Origin of the sequence: Micromonospora sp. WMMD1274 (assembly GCF_049179035.1) — a bacterium.
GTDB classification, from domain to species: Bacteria; Actinomycetota; Actinomycetes; order Mycobacteriales; family Micromonosporaceae; genus Micromonospora; species Micromonospora tulbaghiae.
In genome coordinates, this window is record NZ_JBMHMG010000001.1 from 1,759,679 (window position 1) to 1,779,144 (window position 19,466).

The window sequence follows — 19,466 nt, forward strand, 5'->3', positions numbered from 1 at the left end:
TCATGCTTGTGCGGCCCGTTTCGCCAGGAGGGTGAAGTAGCTCCCAGAAGGGGCGTCCGTATCGCCCCAGCAGAGCCGGATGCGTGTGAGGATGGGGGCATGTCGCACGGCGAGGAACTGTTCGCGCTCGGCGGGGACGTGACGACGGAGCCCAGCTTCGAGTCCGCCCTGCGGGGATACGAGAAACGGCAGGTCGACCGCTACGTCGCTCGCGCGGAGCACGAGATCGCGGCGTTGACCACCGAGCGGGAACAGGCGTACACCCAGATCCACAAGCTGGCCGGTCAGGTCGAGGTGCTCCAGCGCGACCTGGCCCAGGTGCGCAAGCAGGCGGCGGTGGTGGACCGGGCGTCGTTCCGGCACCTGGGTCCGCGCGTCGAGCAGATCCTCACCATGGCCGAGGAACAGGCCGACGAGATCCTCGGCGCCGCCAACGAGGAGATCGAGGCCCGCCGCGCCGCCGCCGAGCACATCGTCGAGGAGGCCCGGGAGCAGGCCGCCCAGGCGCTCAAGGACTTCGAGATCGCGCTGGCCGCCCGCCGGGCCGAGGAGGAGCGGCACACCGCCGCCCGCAAGGCCGAGGCCGAGGCCACGCTCAAGGCCGCCAAGGACGAGTCCGCGCAGCTGCGCAAGGCCGCGCAGGACGAGTCGACGAAGCTGCGGACGGCCGCCCAGGACGAGGCCGAGAAGCTGCGCCGGACCGCCCAGGACGCGCTGGCGAAGGCCCAGCAGGAGGCCACCCAGCTCCGCGACACGGCCAAGGAGATCCACACCCGGGCCCAGCAGGAGGCGGCGCGGCTGCGCGAGGCGGCCAAGGAGGCGCTGGCGAAGGCCCAGCAGGAGGCGAGCCAGCTCCGCGAGGCGGCCAAGGAGGTGCACGCCAAGGGCCAGCAGGAGGCCAAGCGGCTCACCGACGCCGCCGCCGAGGCCGGCCGGGCCACGCACGCCAAGGCGCTGGCCGAGGCCAAGAAGATCGTGGACGACGCGGAGGAGGCCGCCAAGGCCACCCGCGGCCGGGCCCGCACCGAGGCCAACCGGCTCACCACCGAGGCCGCCGAGGCCGGCAAGCGCAACCGCGCCGAGGTCGAGGCGTACGTGCAGCGCATGCGCACCGAGACCGAGGCGTATGTGCAGCAGTCCCGCGCGCAGACCCAGCAGGAGCTGGGCGCCTGGCGGGCGGGGGTGGAGAAGGAGGTCGCCGAGCGGCGGGACAGCGCGGAGAAGGAGCTGGCCCAGCGCCGGGCCGCCGCCGAGCAGGAGTTCGCCAAGCGCCGCGACGAGCTGGACAAGCAGCACGCCAAGCGGCAGGAGGAGCTGGAGCAGGCGTACACCACGCGGCGCGACGAGATCGAGCGCACCGCCGCCGGCGTCCGGGAGGCCGCGGAGGCCGACGCGCTGAGCATGCGGCAGCAGGCCGAGCTGGAGGCCGCCGAGCTGCTGCGCCGCGCCGAGGCGGACGCCACCGCGCAGCGCCGCAAGGCCGACGAGCACGTGGCGGCCTCGCGCCGCCAGTTCGAGGAGTACGCGGCCACGACCCAGCAGCACCTCGCCACCACCCAGCAGCACCTGGCCTCGACCCAGCAGGAGGTGGCCGCCGGCCGGCAGCAGCTCGCCGGGGTGATGCTGGAAATCGCCAAGGCCCAGCAGGAGCTGGCCGACCTGCGTACCGAGACGTGGAAGTCGCGGCAGGAGTCCGACGACCTGCAACGACGGCTCGCCGATCTGCGGCGCGACGCCGACTCGGCCGGGATCGCGGCCACCCCGGTCGACCCGGACGACCTCGCCACCGCGGCCTCCGGCCGGGCCGGCGACGACGGCGGCGAGCCCGCCGACGCTCCGGTCGGCAGTGGCGCGCCGGTGGCCGCGAAGGGCGCCGCCCCGGCCGCACCCACCGGCACCGGGCCGGCGAAGGGCGACGGCGAGCCGGCCGAGGCGGGGAAGGCGAAGCCGGTCGGTGAGCCGGTGACCACGATGGACTCCCCCGCAGGCGCGGGCGTCGACGGGGAGCCCACTGTGGCCGCCGTACCGGGCGAGGGTGGCCGGGGCGCCACCCCGACGAAGATCACCAGCACCGGCGAGAACGGCAAGCGCCCGACCAAGCCGACCACCGACGAGCGCAGCGCCAAGCCCAGCACGGTCAGCGTCGACAAGGACTGATCCACCCGCCGCGCCGGATCGGGGAGGTGGTGGCATCCGCCCCACCCGGACCCCACCACCTCCCCGAACCGGCGGGCCCAGCGCCACGTCGGCGAGGTGGCGGCATCCCACCCCACCCGGACCACGCCACCTCCCCGAACCGGCGGGCGACCCGCGCCGGGGCGGCCCGCCGGGACGGCCGGCGGGCAGTGGTGTGGGATGGTCGGGGCGGACGGCGGCGACTACCCTGCCGGCAGAGGGCCGCTCGTCGGCCGTGGACGTCACCGGCGGGCGAGCCGGGCAGCGGGGAGGCACGGGTGTCACAGGAGGGTTCCGCCGCCCGGGACGACGAGGCCGCGGACGTGAACACCTCCGGCTTCCCCACCGGCGACGCGAAGCCCGCAAACGACACCGCTGGCACCGCGGGTGAGGCCGGGCGTGCCGCGGAGCGAGTGAGGACCGGCACCGGCACGAGCAGCGAGCGGCCCGTCGACGTCGAGCCGGGTGAGTTCGAGCCGAGCGGGCGTTTCGGCGTACCGGGGCGGCCGCTGCGGCGCAGCGCCTTCCTGGTCGGGTTCACCGGCGCGCTCGGCGTGCTGCTGGCGTACGCGCTGTTCCTGGGCATCCGCAACGCGGCGGGCATCCTGGTGCTCGTGGTGATCGCGCTGTTCCTCGCGGTCGGCCTGCACCCGGCGGTGGTCCGGCTGCACAAGTGGGGCGTGCCGCGCGGCCTGGCCGTGGCGGTGGTGACGCTCACCGTGCTGCTGCTGATCGTCGCCGGTCTGCTGGCGCTGGTGCCGCCGGTGGTGACCCAGTCCGGCCAGTTCATCCAGCAGCTACCCGGCTACGTCGAGGAGCTGCGCCGCAATCCCACTGTCAACGACCTCGTCATCCGGTACGACGTGATGGAGCGGGTCCAGGCGGCGGCGAACGCGGACACGATCGGGCGGGCGCTCGGCGGCGTGCTCGGCGGCGCGCAACTGGTCTTCGGGACGATCTTCCGGCTGCTCACCGTGCTGGTGCTGACGATCTACTTCCTGGCGTACTTCGACAAGCTGCGCGAACTCGGGTACGCGCTGGTGCCGCGCTCACGCCGGCAGCGGGTCCGGCTGATCGGCGACGAGATCCTGACCCGGGTCGGCGCGTACATGGTCGGCGCGCTCGCCATCGCGGTGCTGGCCGGGGTGACCACGTTCGTGTTCGCGCTGGCGGTCGGCCTGCCGTACCCGTTCGCGCTCGCCGTGGTGGTCGCGGTGACCGACCTGATCCCGCAGATCGGCGCGACGCTGGGCGCGGTGGTGGTGACGCTCGTCGGGCTCGCCACGGACCTGCCGGTGGGCATCGCCTGCCTGGTGTTCTTCGTGCTCTACCAGCAGGTGGAGAACTACCTGATCTATCCGAAGATCATGCGCCGGGCGGTGTCGGTCAACGAGGTGGCCGCGTTGCTCGCCGCGCTGCTCGGGGTGGCGCTGCTGGGCGTGGTGGGCGCGCTCATCGCGATCCCGACCGTCGCCGCGTTGCAGCTGATCCTGCGCGAGGTGGTGCTGCCCCGCCAGGACGCCCGCTGAGCCGTTACTCGGCGCGCCGCTGGGCCGGGCCTGGCACCGGGGTGTCTGCGAACGCGGCGACCGTGCGGTCGGCGTACGCGCTGGCGTCGCCGGTCTCCATCGGGCCGTCCCAGGTCGTCGGCAGCGGAAGCGGTACGCCGGGGGCGACCCGCCGGACGACCTCGTCCAGCACCTTCTCCGCGTCGCCGACCCAGAGGTGCTTGGCGCCGTCCACGCCCACCACCTCGGCCTGCGGCACGGCGGCGAACCGTTCCCGGGCCTCCTCCGGGCGCAGGTAGTCGTCGAACTCGGGCACCAGGGCGGTCAGCGGCTTGCCCGTCTCGGCCCAGACCGCCAGGTCCTCCGGCGCGGAGTAGCGCAGCGGCGGGGAGAGCAGAATCGCGCCGGCCACCGCCGGGTCGCAGCCGTACTTCAGCGCCAGGTCGGTGCCGAACGACCAGCCGACCAGCCAGATGTTCGGCAGCTCGTGGAACTCGGCGTACTCGATCGCGGCGGCCACGTCGAACCTCTCACCGACCGCGCCGTCGAACGTGCCTTCGCTGGTGCCGCGGACGCTGGTGGTGCCCCGCGTGTTGAACCGGAGCACGGCGAGGCCGGCCAGCGCGGGCAGCCGCCAGGCCGCCTTGCGGAACACGTGGCTGTCCATCATCCCGCCGTGGGTGGGCAGCGGATGCAGGCAGACCAGGGTGGCGGCCGGTTCGCGGTCCAGCGGCCGGGCCAGCTCGCCGACGAGCATCAACCCGTCGGCCGTGTGCAGCTCGATGTCCTCCCGGCGGCCGGGCAGGATCGACGACGCGCGAATCGGAGTGCTCACGCCTGCCAGTCTCCCGCGTCGGCGGCCCCGCCGCCCAGCGGGACGCGAACCGGGTGATCCAGATCGCTCAGCCGTAGCGCGGGGCGCCCCGGCCGCGCTGGAGGTTCGGCCCGCGCCGGTCCCGGGCCCGCCAGCAGCCGGAGTGCCAGTGCCGGCGGTCGGTCAGGTCGCCCCGGTCGTCGGCCGGCCAGGCCACCAGGTGCGCCACGCCCGGCCGGATCTCCTGGTCACAGCCGGGACAGCGGTAGGTCTTGACTGATGCGCCACCGCTGATCGCGCGTATCTGCCAGTCGCCGTCGCGCCACTGCTGCACGGTCGGCACGCCGTGGCGGGCACGCTCGGCGTCCAGGCCGGGGCCTTCTTCCCGGCGGGCCCGATTTCGACGCGGACTCACGATCCCAGCCTACGGCCCCTCCCCACGTCACCGCCGGTGCCCCGAAACCGAGCGATCTTGGTACGGATACGCCCTTCCACGGGCCGTTCCGTACCAAGATCTCGTTCGTGGGTGGCCGATCAGGGCCAGGTCTGCGGACGGGTGAGGTCCTTCGCCACCTTTGCCCCGGCGAGCACGGCCGCCGCGTCGGTCTCGGTGAAGTCCACCTGGCCCGCAGGTCGGTCGCCCGGGAAAGGCCAGGCGAAGTCGACTGTCAACCGCACCTTGGGCAGGCCGATCAGTTCCAGCCGAGTGCCGTCGGGATAGAGGAAGCCCGGACGGCCGCCCAGGTCGCGGTTGCTGCGGCGACCCGTGTCCTCCCCCATCTCCGCCCCGTAGACCAGCCGCATCCACATGGTCGAGGAGGGTGCCCGGAAAACGGTGAGCTGAACCGTGAGGCCCTTCGGGAAGGCGGCCGCGTCCACCGAGCATCCCGTCACCGCCGCGTTCGCCGGCAACGTGGTCGGTCGGACCGGCCCGGTGCATCGCCGGGCTTCCTCCCAGCGCACCAGACCGGCCACCCGGTCCAGGGCGGTCACGTCACCGCGAAGCGTGGCGGCCCGGGCGTAGAGGCCGGGAAAGGGCTGCCACGACTTGACCAGACCGTCCGTGCCGGCGACGCGCAGCACCCCACCGTCGAAGGTCAGCCGACCGCTGGCGGCCTGCATCGGGAATCCGTCGATCGGCGTGTCGTCGAGGGTCTTCGCCAACGGGCTCACCTCGAGCAGGATCGGGTGTCCGTCACCGTCGCTGAACCGGATCGACTCGACCCGGTTGGAGCTGTGGACGGACCAGCCCAGATAGCGGGCCCGGGTGGTGTCGAGGCCCAGGTGCAGCACCTGCGGATCGGTGCCGACCAGGTCGGGGCGGTCGCGCGCGGCGGGCACCCCGTCGGCGAGCGGCGGCACCGGGGGCGGCGCCGTCGCCGGCGTCGCGGCCGTCCAGGGCATCCGCCCGGCCAGCCCGCCCACGTCCGCGCGTATCGCGCCGGTGAAGCCGAGCACACCGACCAGGGCGAGCGCGGTGCCGGCGGTGACCCGGCGGCGTACCCGACGGCGCCGGCCGAGCGCGCGGGAGCGGCGCAGCAGGCGTCCGGTGTCTGTCTCCCCCTCGGCGCGCTCCCGCAGCACCGAGGCGATCCGTTCGTCGAGGTCGGTCACGGCCGGCTCCCCTTCGTCATCGGGACGCCGCAGCGCTCCCGGAGGTGGGCGAGCGCCCGCATCGCGTGGGTGCGGACGGTGACCGGGGAGCAGTCGAGGATCTGGGCGATCGTGGCGTCGTCCAGATCCTCGTAGTAGCGCAGCACCAGCACGGCGCGCTGACGGTCCGGGAGGGCGCGGATCAGCCGCCACATCTCGTCCCGGTCGGCCGCCTCGCCACCGAGGTCGCCGCGCTGGGGCCGGTCGGCGAACGTGTCCACCGCCAGCTCACGGCTGGACCGGCGCCGCCACCACGACGTGTTCGCGTTGACGAGCATCCGCCGCACGTACACGTCGGGCCGGTCGGCGCGGGCGATCTTCCGCCAGTGCACGTACGCGCGGGCTAGCACGTCCTGCGTCAGGTCCTCGGCCCGGTGCGCGTCACCGGTCAGCAGCCGGGCCAGACGCAACAGAGCCGGGCCGCGGCTGCCGACGTACTCCTCGAAGGTCACACCTCGAAGACGCCGTCACCGGGCCCGGCTGTTGACAGCGGTCAGCGCCGGGTGTGGTCGCGGAAGCCGCGGCCGGACTTGCGGCCCAGGTAGCCGGCCGTGACCAGGTGCTCCAGCAGCGGCGCCGGGGCGAAGCCGGGCTCGCGCAGCTCCAGGTACAGCTCCCGCTGGATGGCCAGCGAGACGTCCAGGCCGACCACGTCGAGCAGCTCGAACGGGCCCATCGGGTAGCCGCAGCCGAGCTTCATGGCGTAGTCGATGTCGTCGGCGGTCGAGTAGCTGGCCTCCAGCATCTTCACCGCGTCGTTCAGGTACGGGAACAGCAGCGCGTTGACGATGAACCCGGACCGGTCGCCGCAGACCACGCCGGTCTTGCCGAGCTTCGCGCAGACCGCGCGGGCGGTGGCCGACGTCTCGGCGGAGGTGCGGATGGTCTGCACGATCTCCACCAGCGGCATGATCGGCGCCGGGTTGAAGAAGTGCAGGCCGACCACGTCGGCGGGGCGCTGGGTCGCCATCGCCACGTCGATCACCGGCAGCGACGAGGTGGTGGTGGCGAGCACGACGCCCGGCTTGCAGATCTCGTCGAGGCTGGCGAACAGCGCCTTCTTGACGCTCAGCTCCTCGATCACGGCCTCGACCACCAGGTCGACGTCGGCCAGGTGCTCCAGCGTCGCGGACCAGGTGATCCGGCCGAGCGCGTCGTCCCGGTCGGTCTCGCTGAGCTTGCCCCGCACCACGCCCTTGTTCAGCGAGGTCTTGACCGCCTCGCAGACCTTCGCGGACTTCTCCGCGCCCCGGGTCACCGAGACGACCTCGTACCCGGCCTTGGCGAACACCTCGATGATGCCGGTGGCCATGGTCCCGGAGCCGACCACGCCGACCTTCGCGATGGCGCGGGCGCCGTCGGCGAGCGCGGCGTCCGCGGCGAGCGGCGTGTACTCGTCGGGTACGACCTTCGGCGAGCCCGGCCGCTCGTAGGTGTAGAAGCCGCGACCGGACTTCCGGCCCAGCAGACCGGCGGTGACCATCTGCTTGAGCAGCGGGGCCGGGGCGTGCCGGCGGTCCCGGCCGCCGCGCCGGTACATCGTGTCGAGGATCTCGTACGCGGTGTCCAGGCCGATCAGGTCCATCAGCGCGAGCGGGCCCATCGGCAGGCCGCAGCCGAGCTTCATGGCGGCGTCGATGTCCTCGCGGGTGGCGTAGCGGGCCTCGAACATGCCGACCGCGTGGTTCAGGTAGCCGAACAGCAGCGCGTTGGCGATGAAGCCGGCCCGGTCGCTGATCGTCACGTCGACCTTGCCGAGCCGCTCGCAGAGCGCCTCCACGTCGGCTACCACGTCGGCCGAGGTGACCACCGTGCGGACCACCTCGACCAGCTTCATCACCGGGGCCGGGTTGAAGAAGTGGATGCCGATGACCTGGTTCGGCCGGGTGGTGGCGACGGAGATCTCGGTGACGCTCAACGAGGACGTGTTGGTGGCGAGGATCGCCTCGGGCTTGCAGACCCGGTCCAGCTCGGCGAAGATCCGCTGCTTGAGGTCCAGGTGCTCAGGCACCGCCTCGATCACCAGGTCCACGTCGTGCAGCGCGTCCAGGCCGACCCGGAAGTCGACCCGGGCCAGCAGGGCGTCCCGCTCGGCCTCGGCGAGCTTGCCCTTGGCGACGGCCCGGTCCGTGGAGCCGGTGAGCGTGGCCCGGCCGCGCTCCAGCGCCCCGTCGGAGATCTCGACGGCTGTGACGTCGACGCCGTTGCGGGCGAACACCTCGACGATGCCGGCACCCATGGTGCCCAGACCCACCACGCCCACCCTGGTGAACTCCCGCGCCACGACCGGCCTCCCCTGGCTCGACTCCGCCGTTCGCGACATGAACGGCCGCTAAGGTTATGCGCCGGAGTCTGCCACGTGACGCTGTGTTGTCGAGACGCCGTGGGATATTTCACGCACCGCGCCTCACCCGGTGGCGTTCTCCCCTACCAGCGCCAGCAGCTCGGCGACGAACTCCGCCGGCCGCTCCAGGTGCGGGCTGTGCCCGCAGCCGGGCAGCACCACCTCCCGGTAGGTCCCGCCGGCCGCCGCGTACCGGTCCAGCACCGCGCGGGTCTGCCCCACCATCGGCTGCGGCGGGCACTCCTGCGGACCGGGCCAGCCGGGCACCACACCGAGCTGACCGAGGTACGCCAGGTCGAACAGCGAGGTGTCCGAGACGATCACGTCGGCGTCGCCGCGTACCCAGGTCACCGGCGGCTTGACCGGCGCGGCGACCAGCTCGTCGGCGAGCCGGAAGTGGGCCGGGGCGAGCGCGTTGAGCACGCCGCGCCGCCCGGCGGCGGTCCCCGGCCAGTGCGGCGAGGCGACGGCGGTGCCCGGGTAGTTGTCGTCGCCGGTGGCGGTGGTCAGCATGCTCTCCAGCAGCAGGTCCTCGTCGTCGCCGAGGGACGCCGGGTCGGCCACGTACGCGGCACGCAGCACCGCACGCGGGCTGGTCGGGCCGTCCGCGCCCCGGTCACCGGCGGCGAGCCGGGCCACGAAGTCCGGGTTCGCGCCACCGGCGCCGGTGCCGGCGAAGTCGGGCGTGGTCGGGGTGCCGTCGAGGTCCCGGGTGCCGCCGAAGCCGTACGGGGACACCGGCGCCTCCAGCAGCAGACCGGCCACCCGCTCCGGGTGGTCGACGAGCAGCCGCATCGCCACCCCACCGCCCAGCGAGTGCCCGGCCACCACCGGCCGGGCGCCGGGCCGGAACAGCCCCGGGGCGTCCAGCAGCGCGGCCACGTCGTCGGCGAAGTCGTCCAGCCCTCGGGTGGCGTCGACCGGCGCGGTGTCGGTTTCGCCGTAGCCGCGCAGGTCGGGCGCGACCACCCGGAGCGTGTCCGGCAGCCGGGCCAGCAGCGGTTCCCAGAACGCGGAGGAGGAGACGTTGCCGTGCACCAGCAGCACCGGCACGCCGTCCGGTGGACCGGCCACGCGGACCGCCTGGGTGATGCCGTTGGCCTGGACCGTGAGCCGTGCGCTGCGCATTCGCGCATGCTGGCACGCGCCCCCACCCCCGCACCATGTCCCCCACCCCCACACCGCCCACCCCAACCATGGGCGCACACCCCCGCCTTACGCGTCGATCATGAGGTTAGCGGCGACAAATCAGACGCAGAACGCCGCCAACTTCATGATCGACCGAGCATGGAAGCGCCCACCCGTCCCCCGGCCCCGTCGCCGGTCGCGTCGTAGCGGTGATCAAGGAGTTTGCGTCACCGCAGCAGCCCTTTCCGTACCCAAACTCCTTGATCAACGCGGGTGGGTGGGCCGGGTGAGGAGCGCCGGGAACGCGGCGGCGCCGGGGCGCGCAGTCAGGCGCGCTGGGCTCGGCGGGCGGGCTGAGGCGCCCGCCGGGCTGAGCGCGGGTCGGCGCGACGTCGGGGGCAGCGCGGGCGTGAGGGCTCAGCGGGTGCCGGCACTCGGCGGGCCCAAGAGGGCCGGCGGGTGCGGAGGGCTAGCGGGCGTCGGCCGGCTGCGCCTCGCGCGCCTCGATCGGCTGGCGCGGCCCGGGGACGGGCAGCGGCAGGGTGGGGCGCTGGTCGCGGCGCAGGGCGCCGAAGCTCATCCCGACCGGGTCGGTCCGAGCCACACCCGGGTCGTAGAGGCGCAGGTCGGTACGGCCCAGCCGGACCACGTCGCCGTCGGCGATCGCCACGCTGCCGGTGACCCGGGTGTCGTTGAGCCAGGTGCCGTTGGTCGAGCCGAGGTCGGTGAGCATCACCCCTTCCGGGGTGGCCCGGACGGTGGCGTGCCGCCGGCTCAGGTGCGGGTCGGCGAGCACGATGTCGGCGGTCGGCGCGCGGCCGATCACCTGCGCGTCCTGGCCGACCCGGAACGTGAGCCCACGCATCGCCCCGCCGGACACCGTCAGCAACGGCATCAGCTCAGGATGCTCCTCCATGGACAGTCGACCTCCACCCCACATCGCCCCGCGGCGTCAGCCTGCCACCTCACCGTAGTGGCTTGCACCACCGCGCGGTCACCCCCGCGACCCCGGCCGGTCATCTCCCGTTCGCCGTTTCGGACGGCACTTCCGTCGATGCGACGGCTGATCGTCCGCGCAGCGTACGGCGCGTTCGACACCTACCGGCGAGTAATCCTCGGGTCTAGACTTCGGCCATGACCGCTGTGCATGTGCCGGGCGCCCCGCTCATCTCCGAGGGTCTGCTGGTGTCGACCAGCCCGGCCACCGGCGCCGAGGCAGGCAGATTCCCGCTGGCCGCCGAGGCGGACGTGCGTGCCGCTGTCGACCGCGCCCGGGAGGCCGGCGACTGGTGGGCCGGGCTCGGCTTCGCCGGCCGGCGGGACCGCCTCCAGCGCTGGCGCGGTGTGCTCGCCCGGCGGATCGAGGAGCTGGCCGACCTGATGCACACCGAGGGCGGCAAGCCGGTCGGTGACGCGGTGGTGGAGATCCTCACCGCGCTGGAGCACATCGACTGGGCGGCTCGCAACGCCCGCCGGGTGCTCGGGCCGCGCCGGGTCCGCTCCCGCCTGATCCTCGCCGAGTTCACCGGTCACCTCGAATACCAGCCGTACGGCGTGGTCGGCGTGATCGGCCCGTGGAACTATCCGGTCTTCACGCCGATCGGCTCCGCCGCGTACGCGCTCGCGGCCGGCAACGCCGTGGTGTTCAAGCCGAGCGAGTACACCCCTGCGGTCGGTCAGTGGCTGGTCGACCGGTTCGCCGAGGTGGTGCCGGAGCAGCCGGTGTTCCAGGTGGTGCACGGCTTCGGCGCGGTCGGTGCGGCGCTGTGCCGTTCCGGGGTCGGCAAGGTGGCGTTCACCGGCTCGACCGCGACCGCGAAGCGGGTGATGGCCGCCTGCGCCGAGTCGCTCACGCCGGTGCTGCTGGAGGCCGGCGGCAAGGACGCGATGATCGTCGACTCGGACGCCGACCTGGACGCCGCGGCGGAGGCGTGCGTGTGGGGCGGGCTGACCAACGCCGGCCAGACGTGCATCGGCATCGAGCGGGTCTACGCGGTCGACCAGGTCTTCGACGCCTTCGTCGACAAGGTGGTGGCGAAGGCCGGCCGGCTCACGGTGGGCGCCGACGGGTCCGACCTCGGCCCGATCACCATGCCGTCGCAGATCGACATCATCCGCCGGCACATCGACGACGCGATCGACCGGGGCGGCCGGGCGGTGCTCGGCGGCCCGGAGGCGGTCCAGCCGCCGTACGTGCACCCGACGGTCCTGGTCGACGTGCCGGAGGACTCGGCCGCCGTGCAGGAGGAGACGTTCGGGCCGACCCTCGTGGTCAACCGTGTCCGCGACGTGGACGAGGCGGTCGAGCGGGCCAACGCGCTGCCGTACGGGCTCGGGGGTTCGGTCTTCGGCCGGGCGCGGGCGGTGGCGGTGGCGCGGCGGCTGCGTTCCGGGATGGCCTCGGTCAACTCGGCGCTGACGTTCGCCGGCATGTCGACGTTGCCGTTCGGCGGCACGGGCGAGTCCGGCTTCGGCCGCATCCACGGCGAGGAGGGGCTGCGCGAGTTCGGCCGGCCCAAGTCGGTCACCCGCCGCCGGGCCCGGTCGCTGCTGCCGGCGATGACGTTCGAGCGCACCCCGGCCGACGTCGCCCGCATCGTCAAGATCGCCAAGCTGATGTACGGCCGGGGCCGCTGAGGCGGCGCCTCAGAACAGCGTCAGCTCGTCGCGTTCGATGCCGCGCAGCTTGTCGTAGTCGACCACCACGCACCGGATGCCCCGGTCCGTGGCGAGCACCCGCGCCTGCGGCTTGATCTCCTGTGCGGCGAACACGCCGGCCACCGGCGCGAGCAGCGGATCGCGGTTCATCAGCTCCAGGTAGCGGGTGAGCTGTTCCACGCCGTCGATCTCGCCGCGCCGTTTCACCTCGACCGCCACCGCGCCGCCGACCGCGTCCCGGCAGAGCAGGTCGACCGGCCCGATCGCGGTCATGTACTCCCGCCGGACCAGCGTGAAGCCCTCCCCCAGCGTCTCCGGGTTCGCGGCGAGCAGTTCCTGGAGGTGGGCCTCGACGCCGTCCTTGCGCAGGCCCGGGTCCACGCCCAGCTCGTACGAGGTGTCCTGGAAGATCTCCTCCAGGGTGATGCGCAGTTCCTCGCCGGCCTTGTTGACCACCCGCCAGACGCCGGGCGCCTCCTCCAGCCGGCAGGGCGGGCTCATCCAGTTCAACGGCTTGTAGGCCCGGTCGTCGGCGTGGATCGACACCGACCCGTCCGCCTTCACCATCAGCAACCGGGTCGCCGGGGGCAGATGGGCCGAGAGCCGTCCGACGTAGTCCACCGAGCACTTCGCAATGACCAACCGCACCCGCCGAGGGTAGCCGAGGCCCCGGCGGACGCCGACGAGCGCCACTGGCGTACCGGTGCCATATTGAGATCGTGCTCGAAGTCCTCACCGGTTCCGGCCTGGCCGCCTCGGCGGGCCTGAACGCCTACGTCCCGCTTCTGCTGATGGGTCTGCTGTCCCGCTACACCGATCTGGTCGAGCTGCCGAGCGGCTGGCAGTGGCTCGGCAACGGCTGGGTGGTGCTGATCCTCGCGGTCCTGCTCGCGGTCGAGGTGGTGGCCGACAAGGTGCCGGTGGTCGACCACGTCAACGACGTGGTGCAGACGGTGGTCCGGCCGACGGCCGGCGGGCTCGCGTTCGGCGCGGGCGCCGGCTCGGAGACGGTCACCGTCAGCGACCCGGACACGTTCTTCTCGTCGCACCAGTGGGTGCCGGTGGTGGTCGGCGTGTTCATCGCGCTCGGCGTGCACCTGCTCAAGGCCGCCGCCCGGCCGGTCATCAACGCGACCACGGCCGGTGTGGGCGCGCCGGTGGCCAGCACCGCCGAGGACGCGACGAGCGTCGTCATGTCGGTGGTGGCGCTGCTGCTGCCGGTGCTGGTGCTGGTGTTCCTGGTCGGCCTGGTGCTCTTCGTGCCCTGGCTGTTCCGCCGTCGACGGGAGCGGCGCCGGGAACGCGCCGCCGCCCGGGAGGCCGGTTTCCGCGTCTGACCGCAGCGGCTCAGCGGCTCTCGTACGTCATGCAGTCGGCCATGTCCATGTCCGGGCCGACGGTGATGGCCGGCGCGTGGCACTCCAGGTCGGCGTTGTGCCGGCAGTCCGAGCGCGAGCACGCACCGACCTGGGCCACGAGCTGGTCGATGCCGCCGCGCACGGGCATCTCCACGAACGTGTGGCAGTGCGCGTGGTCGCTGCTGCCGATGGTGATGGCGAACGCGTGGCAGTCGTTCGTGTGGTTGTAGGCGCAGGACCGGACGGCGCACTCCTGGACCCGGGGCATCTCCAACGACGCGGTCATCATCTCGCCCTTCAGTGGGTGTCTTGCCCCGACTTTAGGCTTTGTGATGCTTTCAGCGTGCGGGATCCAGCGCGTTCGCCTCGCGGATCACGGTGACGAGTTCGTCGATGATGCCGGTGAGCGCGAAGTCCTTCGGCGTGAACACCCGGGCCACCCCGGCGGTGCGCAGCGCGTCGGCGTCGGCGGCCGGGATGATCCCGCCGACCACCACCGGCAGGTCGCCCCGCCCGGCCGCGCGCAGCCCGTCCAGCACCGCCGGCACGGCGGCCAGGTGCGAGCCGGACAGCACGGAGAGGCCGACCAGGTCGACGTCCTCCTCCACCGCGGCCGCCACGATCTGCCCGGCGGTCAGCCGGATGCCCTGGTAGACCACCTCGAAGCCGGCGTCGCGGGCGCGTACCGCGATCTGCTCCGCGCCGTTGGAGTGCCCGTCCAGCCCCGGCTTGCCGACCAGCAGCCGCAGCCGGCCGCTGCCCAGATCCCGGGCGGTCGCGGCGACCCGCTCGCGGACCCCGGCGAGCGTCGCGTCACCGGCTGTCCCGACCGCCCCGGCCAGGCCGGTCGGCGCGCGGTACTCGCCGTACACCTGGCGCAGCGCGCCGGCCCACTCGCCGGTGGTGACCCCGGCCCGCACGCAGTCCAGCGTGGCCGGCATCAGGTTCGCCGTGGTGGCGGCGTCCGCGCGCAGCTTCGCCAGCGCCTCCTCCACCGCCGCCGCGTCCCGGCCGGCCCGCCATTCGCGTACGCCCACGGTGGCCGCCTCCTCGACGGCCGGATCCACCTGCTCGATCGCCTCGGCGCCCGCAGCTGTCAGCGGCGACGGCTCGGTCTCGGTGAACCGGTTGACGCCGACCACCACGTCCGAGCCGGACTCCATCCGGCGGCGCCGGTCGGCGAGCGAGGCCACCAGCGCGCTCTTGAGGTAACCGGTCTCGACGGCGGTGACCACGCCGCCCATCTCCAGCACCTTCTCCAGCTCGACGCGGGCGCCGGAGACGATCTCGTCGACGAGCGCGGTCATCACGTGCGAGCCGGCGAACAGGTCCGGGTACTCCAGCAGGTCCGACTCGTACGCCAGCACCTGCTGCATGCGCAGCGACCACTGCTGGTCCCACGGGCGGGGCAGGCCCAGCGCCTCGTTCCAGGCGGGCAGCTGCACGGCGCGGGCGCGGGCGTCGCGGGACAGCGTGACGCCGAGCATCTCCAGCACGATGCGCTGGATGTTGTTCTCCGGCTGCGCCTCGGTCAGGCCCAGCGAGTTGACCTGGACGCCGTAGCGGAACCGGCGCTGCTTCGGGTTCTCCACGCCGTAGCGGTCGCGGGTGATCTCGTCCCAGAGCGCGCCGAACGCGCGCATCTTGGCGATCTCCTCGACGAAGCGCACCCCGGCGTTGACGAAGAACGAGATCCGCTGGACCACGTCGCCCATCCGCTCGGGCGGCACCTGGCCGGAGTCGCGCACGGTGTCCAGCACGGCGACGGCGGTGGCCAGCGCGAAGCCGACCTCCTGCACCGGCGTGGCGCCGGCCTCCTGGAGGTGGTACGAGCAGATGTTCACCGGGTTCCACCGCGGCATCTCACGCAGCGTGTACGCGATCACGTCGGCGGTCAGCCGCAGCGACGCCGCCGGCGGGAAGATGTACGTCCCCCGGGACAGGTACTCCTTGATGATGTCGTTCTGCGTGGTGCCGGCGCAGCGGCTCAGCTCCGCGCCCTGCTCGGCGGCGACGGTGCCGTAGAGGCCGAGCAGCCACATCGCCGGGGCGTTGATGGTCATCGAGGTGTTCATCTCGGCCAGCGGGATGCCCTCGAACAGCGCCCGCATGTCACCCAGGTGCGCCACCGGCACGCCGACCCGGCCCACCTCGCCGGAGGCCAGCTCGTGGTCCGGGTCGTACCCGGTCTGGGTGGGCAGGTCGAAGGCGACCGACAGGCCGGTCTGCCCCTTCGCCAGGTTGCGGCGGAAGAGCGCGTTGGTGGCCGCGGCGGAGGAGTGCCCGGCGTACGTGCGCATCACCCACGGGCGGTCCCGCTCGGGCAGCCGTCCCGGCATCGCGTCGTCCATGGCCGGAGTTTAAGTTACCGTTCAGTAAAAGAGAGTGTGGAAAACCACACAACCCGATGCCCGTGCCGGTGGGCCGGCGTGCTCGGCCGGCCCACCGTACGGGTCACTCGCTGCGGGCGGTCTCCGGACCGGTGATCCGTTCCAGCAGCGGCAGGGTGGCCGCGATGACCGCGAGACAGCCGAGCACGCCGAGGGCCACCACCGCGGCGAACCCGATCCCCGGCACGCGCAGGTCGTAGTCCATCTGCGCGCGCAGGAACAGCTGCGCGGCGACCAGTCCCATCCCGACCGCCACCACGGCGACGGTCAGCAGCGGCACGGTGCTCTCCAGGGCCACCACCCGGCGCAGCAGCCGCACCGGGGCGCCGCTGAGCCGGAGCAGGCTGAACGGCCGTTTCCGTTCACTGAGGCCGGCCGCCACGGCCACGGCCAGGCTGCATCCGGCGAGCGCGAGACCGGCCACCACCACGAGGTCGGCCAGCCGCTGCCAGCCCCGCATGGTGTCGGCGAAGTCGGCCTCGAAGTCACCGGGCACGTTCGGTGCCACGAAGAAGGTGGGGAACGCGGCTTCGAGGAGCGTCCGGGCCCGCTCCACCGCGACCGGGTCCTCCGCCTCGACCGCCACCGAACCCGCCGGGAGTCCCGCGAGGGCGGCCGGGCCCACCGGGGACGACGGCCAGACCCGGTCGGCCGAGGCGGACTCCCCCCAGGGGATCAGGTCCGGCGGCACCTCGGCGACGCTCGCCCCCGTGGCGCACCGCCCGTAGGCGGGCGGAATGTCCGCGCAGGCGATCACGCCGGAGTCGCGGCCGTCACCGCGCACCGGGTTCTCCCGGACGAGCACCGGGTTGCGGACGCCGGGAACCGCCGCCAGATCGGCCAGCAGCGTGGCCGGCGCCGGGGCGTCGTTTGTCAGCACCATCGACAGCCGTCCGGCCTCCAGGGAACCCCGGGGCGCCGGACCGCGCTCGTGCGCGATCGTCCCCATCACGCCCACGGCCACCGTCGTGACGAACAGCGCGAGCATCACGCCGCTCACCGCCCGGAACCCGGCGGCCGGGTTGTCGGCGAGCCGGCGCGCGGCGATCAGCGCGGCCGGCCGGCTGGCCCGGGCGGCCATCGCCCGGGCGCCGACCATGGTCAGCCACGGGCCGCCGGTGATCAGCCCGACCATGACCAGCAGCAGGGCGGGCAGGAACAGCGCGGTCTGACCGTCCGACGTGGGGGGTCGGTACACCAGGGCGAAGCCCAGCCCGGCCAGGCCGAGCGCGAGCGGGATCAGCCGGTACGCCCGGGGCGGCCGGGGCGTGACCCGGCGGCTGACACCGAGCGGGGAGATCCGGACCCGGCGCAGCGCGACCCAGGCCGCGGCCGCCGCGCCCGCCGGCACGCCGAGGGCCACCAGGAGGGCCTCCGGCGCACCGATGGCCATGTCGCCGGGGAAGAACGGCATGCCGGTGAACGGGATACCGGCGAGCTGCCCGCGGAACGCGAAGAACGCCGCGAAGCCGGCCGCCGCGCCGGCCGCCGCCGCGAGCGCGGCCTCGACGGCCGCGACGACCGAGATCTGCCGGGGCGTGGCCCCGACCAGCCGCATGGCGGCGAACCGCTGCTCCCGGCGGGCGGCGCCGAGCCGGGTCGCCGTGCCGATGAAGACGAGTACGGGAAACAGCAGTCCACCCGCGGCCACGCCGAGGATGAGGTCGATCGCCGCCCTCGGCAGCGGAGCCCGGTTGTCGTCGAGCCGGGTGACCTTCCTGACCTGGTCCAGCTTCCCGACCTGCTCCGGGGTGCCGCCCACCAGGACGAGCAGAGTGTCCGGCGAGGTGAGCGCCGCCGGCCCGACGACGCCGAGGTCCCGGCCCGGGTAGCGGTCGGCGAGCTGGTCGGCGGGGATGGTGGCCAGCAGGTCGCGCAGCGCCGGGGAGGCGTAGAACTCGCCGGGCCCCGGCGCGCGGGGGACGCCGATCGGCGTGGGCGCGTCCGGACCGGTCGCGGCGACGTCGATACGGAGGATCTGATCGCCCCGGAAGTAGTCGGTGCGGGTGGACCACAACAGCGGGTCGGCGGACCCGCCCGCCGTCTCCTGCGGGTACATCGACGCGTAGCGGGTGAGCTGGGCGTCGGTGGCGTGCACACCGGCGAGCGTGGTGAGCAGCAGCCCGGTGCCGACCGCGACGGCGGCGGCTACGGCGACCAGCCGGACCAGCGCCTCCCGGCCACCGGCGACGGCGAGCCGGAGCGCGAGCCCGATCACGAGGCGACCCCGGCGGGAGCGTTGACCCGGCCGTCCCGCACCATGACCTCCCGGTCGGCGTACGCGGCGATGCGCGCCTCGTGCGTCACCAGGACGACTGTGGTGCCCTTCTCGCGGGCGGCGTCCACCAGCAGCGTCATCACCTCCTCGCCGGTGAGCGAGTCGAGCGCGCCGGTGGGCTCGTCGGCGAACAGCACCCGCGGCTCGGCGACCAGGCCGCGGGCCAGCGCGACCCGCTGGGCCTGCCCACCGGACAGCTCCCCGGAGCGGCGGTGCTCCATGCCGGCCAGGCCGAGCCGCTCGAACCAGCCCCGCGCGGCGCGCAGCGCCGGAGTGCGGCGGACACCGCGCAGCAGCAGCGGCAGCGCCACGTTCTCCGCCGCGGTGAGTTCGGGCACGAGCTGGCCGAACTGGAAGACGAAGCCGAAGCTGTCGCGGCGCAGCGCGCTGCGGTCGGCTTCGCCGAGCGTGTCGATCCGGGTGCCGTCGAACCGGACCTCACCGGAGTCGGGGCGCAGGATGCCGGCCAGGCAGTGCAGCAACGTCGACTTGCCGGAGCCGCTCGGTCCCATCACGGCGACGACCTCGCCGGCCCCCACGGCGAGGCTCGCGCCGCGCAGGGCGGGTGTCTCGCCGAACGCGTACGTGACGTCGCGTGCCTCGATCATCGGGCTCATGGCCGTACCGCCTTTCTCAGGGCGTCCAGCCGGGCGCCCGTCGTCTCGATCCACCGCAGGTCCGCCTCGAGGTGGTAGAGGCCGTGGTCGGCCAGCATCACGTCGACGAGTTCGCCGCTGCGCTTGATCTCGGTGAGTTCGCGCATCCGGCGCAGGTGGGCGGCGCGCTGGGTGTCCAGGTACTCCTCGGCCGGGCGGTCGAGCATCAGCGCGAGCACGACCTTGGTGAACAACACGGTCTGCAGGTGCGGTTCCGGTTCGACCGGCTCGGTCAGCCAGTGCTCCACCTCGGTGGCGCCCACGTCGGTGATGACGTAGCGCTTGCGGTCCGGCCCGGCGCCGGGAGCGACGTCGCCGACCACCACCTTGCCGTCGCGGGCCAGCCGGCTCAGCGTCGAGTAGACCTGCCCGTACGGCAGCGGCTTGCCGCGCCCGAAGAAGGTGTCGTAGTCGCGCTTGAGGTCGTAGCCGTGGCTCGGCTCGCGTTCGAGCAGCCCGAGCAGGGTCAGGGGAACGGTCATGACCAGAGACTACACCGAGTGT

General features: G+C 73.5%; 17 protein-coding genes. 4 read left to right on the forward strand and 13 right to left on the reverse strand.

Annotated elements, in window-relative coordinates; all coding sequences use genetic code 11:
• Window positions 1-99 precede the first annotated feature (99 nt).
• A complete protein-coding gene (locus ACN27D_RS07925; protein ID WP_421498843.1) occupies window positions 100-2,157 on the forward strand; it encodes a hypothetical protein in 2,058 nt (685 codons plus the stop codon).
• Between the two features lie 341 nt (window positions 2,158-2,498).
• Window positions 2,499-3,704 (forward strand): AI-2E family transporter, encoded by a 1,206-nt coding sequence (locus tag ACN27D_RS07930; protein ID WP_421501120.1) that lies wholly within the window; start codon window positions 2,499-2,501, stop codon window positions 3,702-3,704.
• A 4-nt stretch (window positions 3,705-3,708) separates the two neighbouring features.
• Here the strand turns inward: ACN27D_RS07930 and ACN27D_RS07935 are convergent, their stop codons facing one another.
• The 7 genes from ACN27D_RS07935 to ACN27D_RS07965 form a co-directional block, all read right to left on the reverse strand.
• A complete protein-coding gene (locus ACN27D_RS07935) occupies window positions 3,709-4,518 on the reverse strand; it encodes an alpha/beta hydrolase (protein WP_421498844.1) in 810 nt (269 codons plus the stop codon).
• A 67-nt stretch (window positions 4,519-4,585) separates the two neighbouring features.
• Window positions 4,586-4,912, reverse strand: coding sequence for a hypothetical protein (locus tag ACN27D_RS07940; protein ID WP_081636038.1), 327 nt, complete (start codon window positions 4,910-4,912; stop codon window positions 4,586-4,588).
• A 119-nt stretch (window positions 4,913-5,031) separates the two neighbouring features.
• Entirely contained in the window at window positions 5,032-6,111 is a 1,080-nt protein-coding gene (locus tag ACN27D_RS07945; RefSeq protein WP_421498845.1) for a hypothetical protein, read from the reverse strand.
• Window positions 6,108-6,602 (reverse strand): SigE family RNA polymerase sigma factor, encoded by a 495-nt coding sequence (locus tag ACN27D_RS07950; protein ID WP_120573404.1) that lies wholly within the window; start codon window positions 6,600-6,602, stop codon window positions 6,108-6,110. The genes ACN27D_RS07945 and ACN27D_RS07950 overlap by 4 nt, the downstream gene beginning before the upstream one ends.
• A 41-nt stretch (window positions 6,603-6,643) precedes the next feature.
• Window positions 6,644-8,434, reverse strand: a complete 1,791-nt coding sequence (locus tag ACN27D_RS07955) for a 3-hydroxyacyl-CoA dehydrogenase family protein (protein WP_358174773.1) — start codon at window positions 8,432-8,434, stop codon at window positions 6,644-6,646.
• Window positions 8,435-8,557: 123 nt separating this feature from the next.
• Window positions 8,558-9,622, reverse strand: a complete 1,065-nt coding sequence (locus tag ACN27D_RS07960) for an alpha/beta fold hydrolase (RefSeq protein ID WP_421498846.1) — start codon at window positions 9,620-9,622, stop codon at window positions 8,558-8,560.
• Between the two features lie 469 nt (window positions 9,623-10,091).
• Entirely contained in the window at window positions 10,092-10,538 is a 447-nt protein-coding gene (locus ACN27D_RS07965) for an FHA domain-containing protein (protein WP_120573401.1), read from the reverse strand.
• A 218-nt stretch (window positions 10,539-10,756) separates the two neighbouring features.
• Here ACN27D_RS07965 and ACN27D_RS07970 point away from each other — a divergent pair, with 218 nt between their 5' ends.
• A complete protein-coding gene (locus ACN27D_RS07970) occupies window positions 10,757-12,259 on the forward strand; it encodes an aldehyde dehydrogenase family protein (RefSeq protein WP_120573400.1) in 1,503 nt (500 codons plus the stop codon).
• Between the two features lie 9 nt (window positions 12,260-12,268).
• Here the strand turns inward: ACN27D_RS07970 and nucS are convergent, their stop codons facing one another.
• Window positions 12,269-12,928, reverse strand: a complete 660-nt coding sequence (gene nucS / locus ACN27D_RS07975) for an endonuclease NucS (RefSeq protein WP_030503891.1) — start codon at window positions 12,926-12,928, stop codon at window positions 12,269-12,271.
• A gap of 71 nt (window positions 12,929-12,999) precedes the next feature.
• On the opposite strand from nucS, the gene ACN27D_RS07980 reads away from it, so the two are divergent.
• Window positions 13,000-13,617: a DUF4126 domain-containing protein gene (locus ACN27D_RS07980; protein ID WP_421498847.1), complete on the forward strand. Its 618-nt coding sequence runs from the start codon at window positions 13,000-13,002 to the stop codon at window positions 13,615-13,617.
• 10 nt (window positions 13,618-13,627) lie between these two features.
• Here the strand turns inward: ACN27D_RS07980 and ACN27D_RS07985 are convergent, their stop codons facing one another.
• From ACN27D_RS07985 to ACN27D_RS08005, 5 genes are all read right to left on the reverse strand, one after another.
• Window positions 13,628-13,924 carry a DUF1540 domain-containing protein gene (locus tag ACN27D_RS07985; RefSeq protein ID WP_120574165.1) on the reverse strand — a complete coding sequence of 99 codons (297 nt, stop codon included), beginning with the start codon at window positions 13,922-13,924 and terminating at the stop codon, window positions 13,628-13,630.
• 52 nt (window positions 13,925-13,976) lie between these two features.
• Complete coding sequence (locus ACN27D_RS07990) at window positions 13,977-15,989, reverse strand: protein meaA (protein WP_421498848.1); 2,013 nt, start codon at window positions 15,987-15,989, stop codon at window positions 13,977-13,979.
• Window positions 15,990-16,092: 103 nt separating this feature from the next.
• A complete protein-coding gene (locus ACN27D_RS07995; RefSeq protein WP_421498849.1) occupies window positions 16,093-18,246 on the reverse strand; it encodes an FtsX-like permease family protein in 2,154 nt (717 codons plus the stop codon).
• Window positions 18,243-18,923, reverse strand: coding sequence for an ABC transporter ATP-binding protein (locus tag ACN27D_RS08000; RefSeq protein WP_120573396.1), 681 nt, complete (start codon window positions 18,921-18,923; stop codon window positions 18,243-18,245). The genes ACN27D_RS07995 and ACN27D_RS08000 overlap by 4 nt, the downstream gene beginning before the upstream one ends.
• Window positions 18,920-19,444, reverse strand: coding sequence for a PadR family transcriptional regulator (locus ACN27D_RS08005; RefSeq protein ID WP_302905151.1), 525 nt, complete (start codon window positions 19,442-19,444; stop codon window positions 18,920-18,922). The genes ACN27D_RS08000 and ACN27D_RS08005 overlap by 4 nt, the downstream gene beginning before the upstream one ends.
• Window positions 19,445-19,466 lie beyond the last annotated feature (22 nt).

Coding starts and splice junctions, on each gene's coding strand:
- ACN27D_RS07925 (WP_421498843.1), top strand. CDS start 100: ATGTCGCACGGCGAGGAACTGTTCGCGCTCGGCGGGGACGTGACGACG.
- ACN27D_RS07960 (WP_421498846.1), bottom strand. CDS start 9,622: ATGCGCAGCGCACGGCTCACGGTCCAGGCCAACGGCATCACCCAGGCG.
- ACN27D_RS07965 (WP_120573401.1), bottom strand. CDS start 10,538: ATGGAGGAGCATCCTGAGCTGATGCCGTTGCTGACGGTGTCCGGCGGG.
- ACN27D_RS07970 (WP_120573400.1), top strand. CDS start 10,757: ATGACCGCTGTGCATGTGCCGGGCGCCCCGCTCATCTCCGAGGGTCTG.
- ACN27D_RS07985 (WP_120574165.1), bottom strand. CDS start 13,924: ATGACCGCGTCGTTGGAGATGCCCCGGGTCCAGGAGTGCGCCGTCCGG.
- ACN27D_RS07990 (WP_421498848.1), bottom strand. CDS start 15,989: ATGGACGACGCGATGCCGGGACGGCTGCCCGAGCGGGACCGCCCGTGG.
- ACN27D_RS08000 (WP_120573396.1), bottom strand. CDS start 18,923: ATGAGCCCGATGATCGAGGCACGCGACGTCACGTACGCGTTCGGCGAG.
- ACN27D_RS08005 (WP_302905151.1), bottom strand. CDS start 19,444: ATGACCGTTCCCCTGACCCTGCTCGGGCTGCTCGAACGCGAGCCGAGC.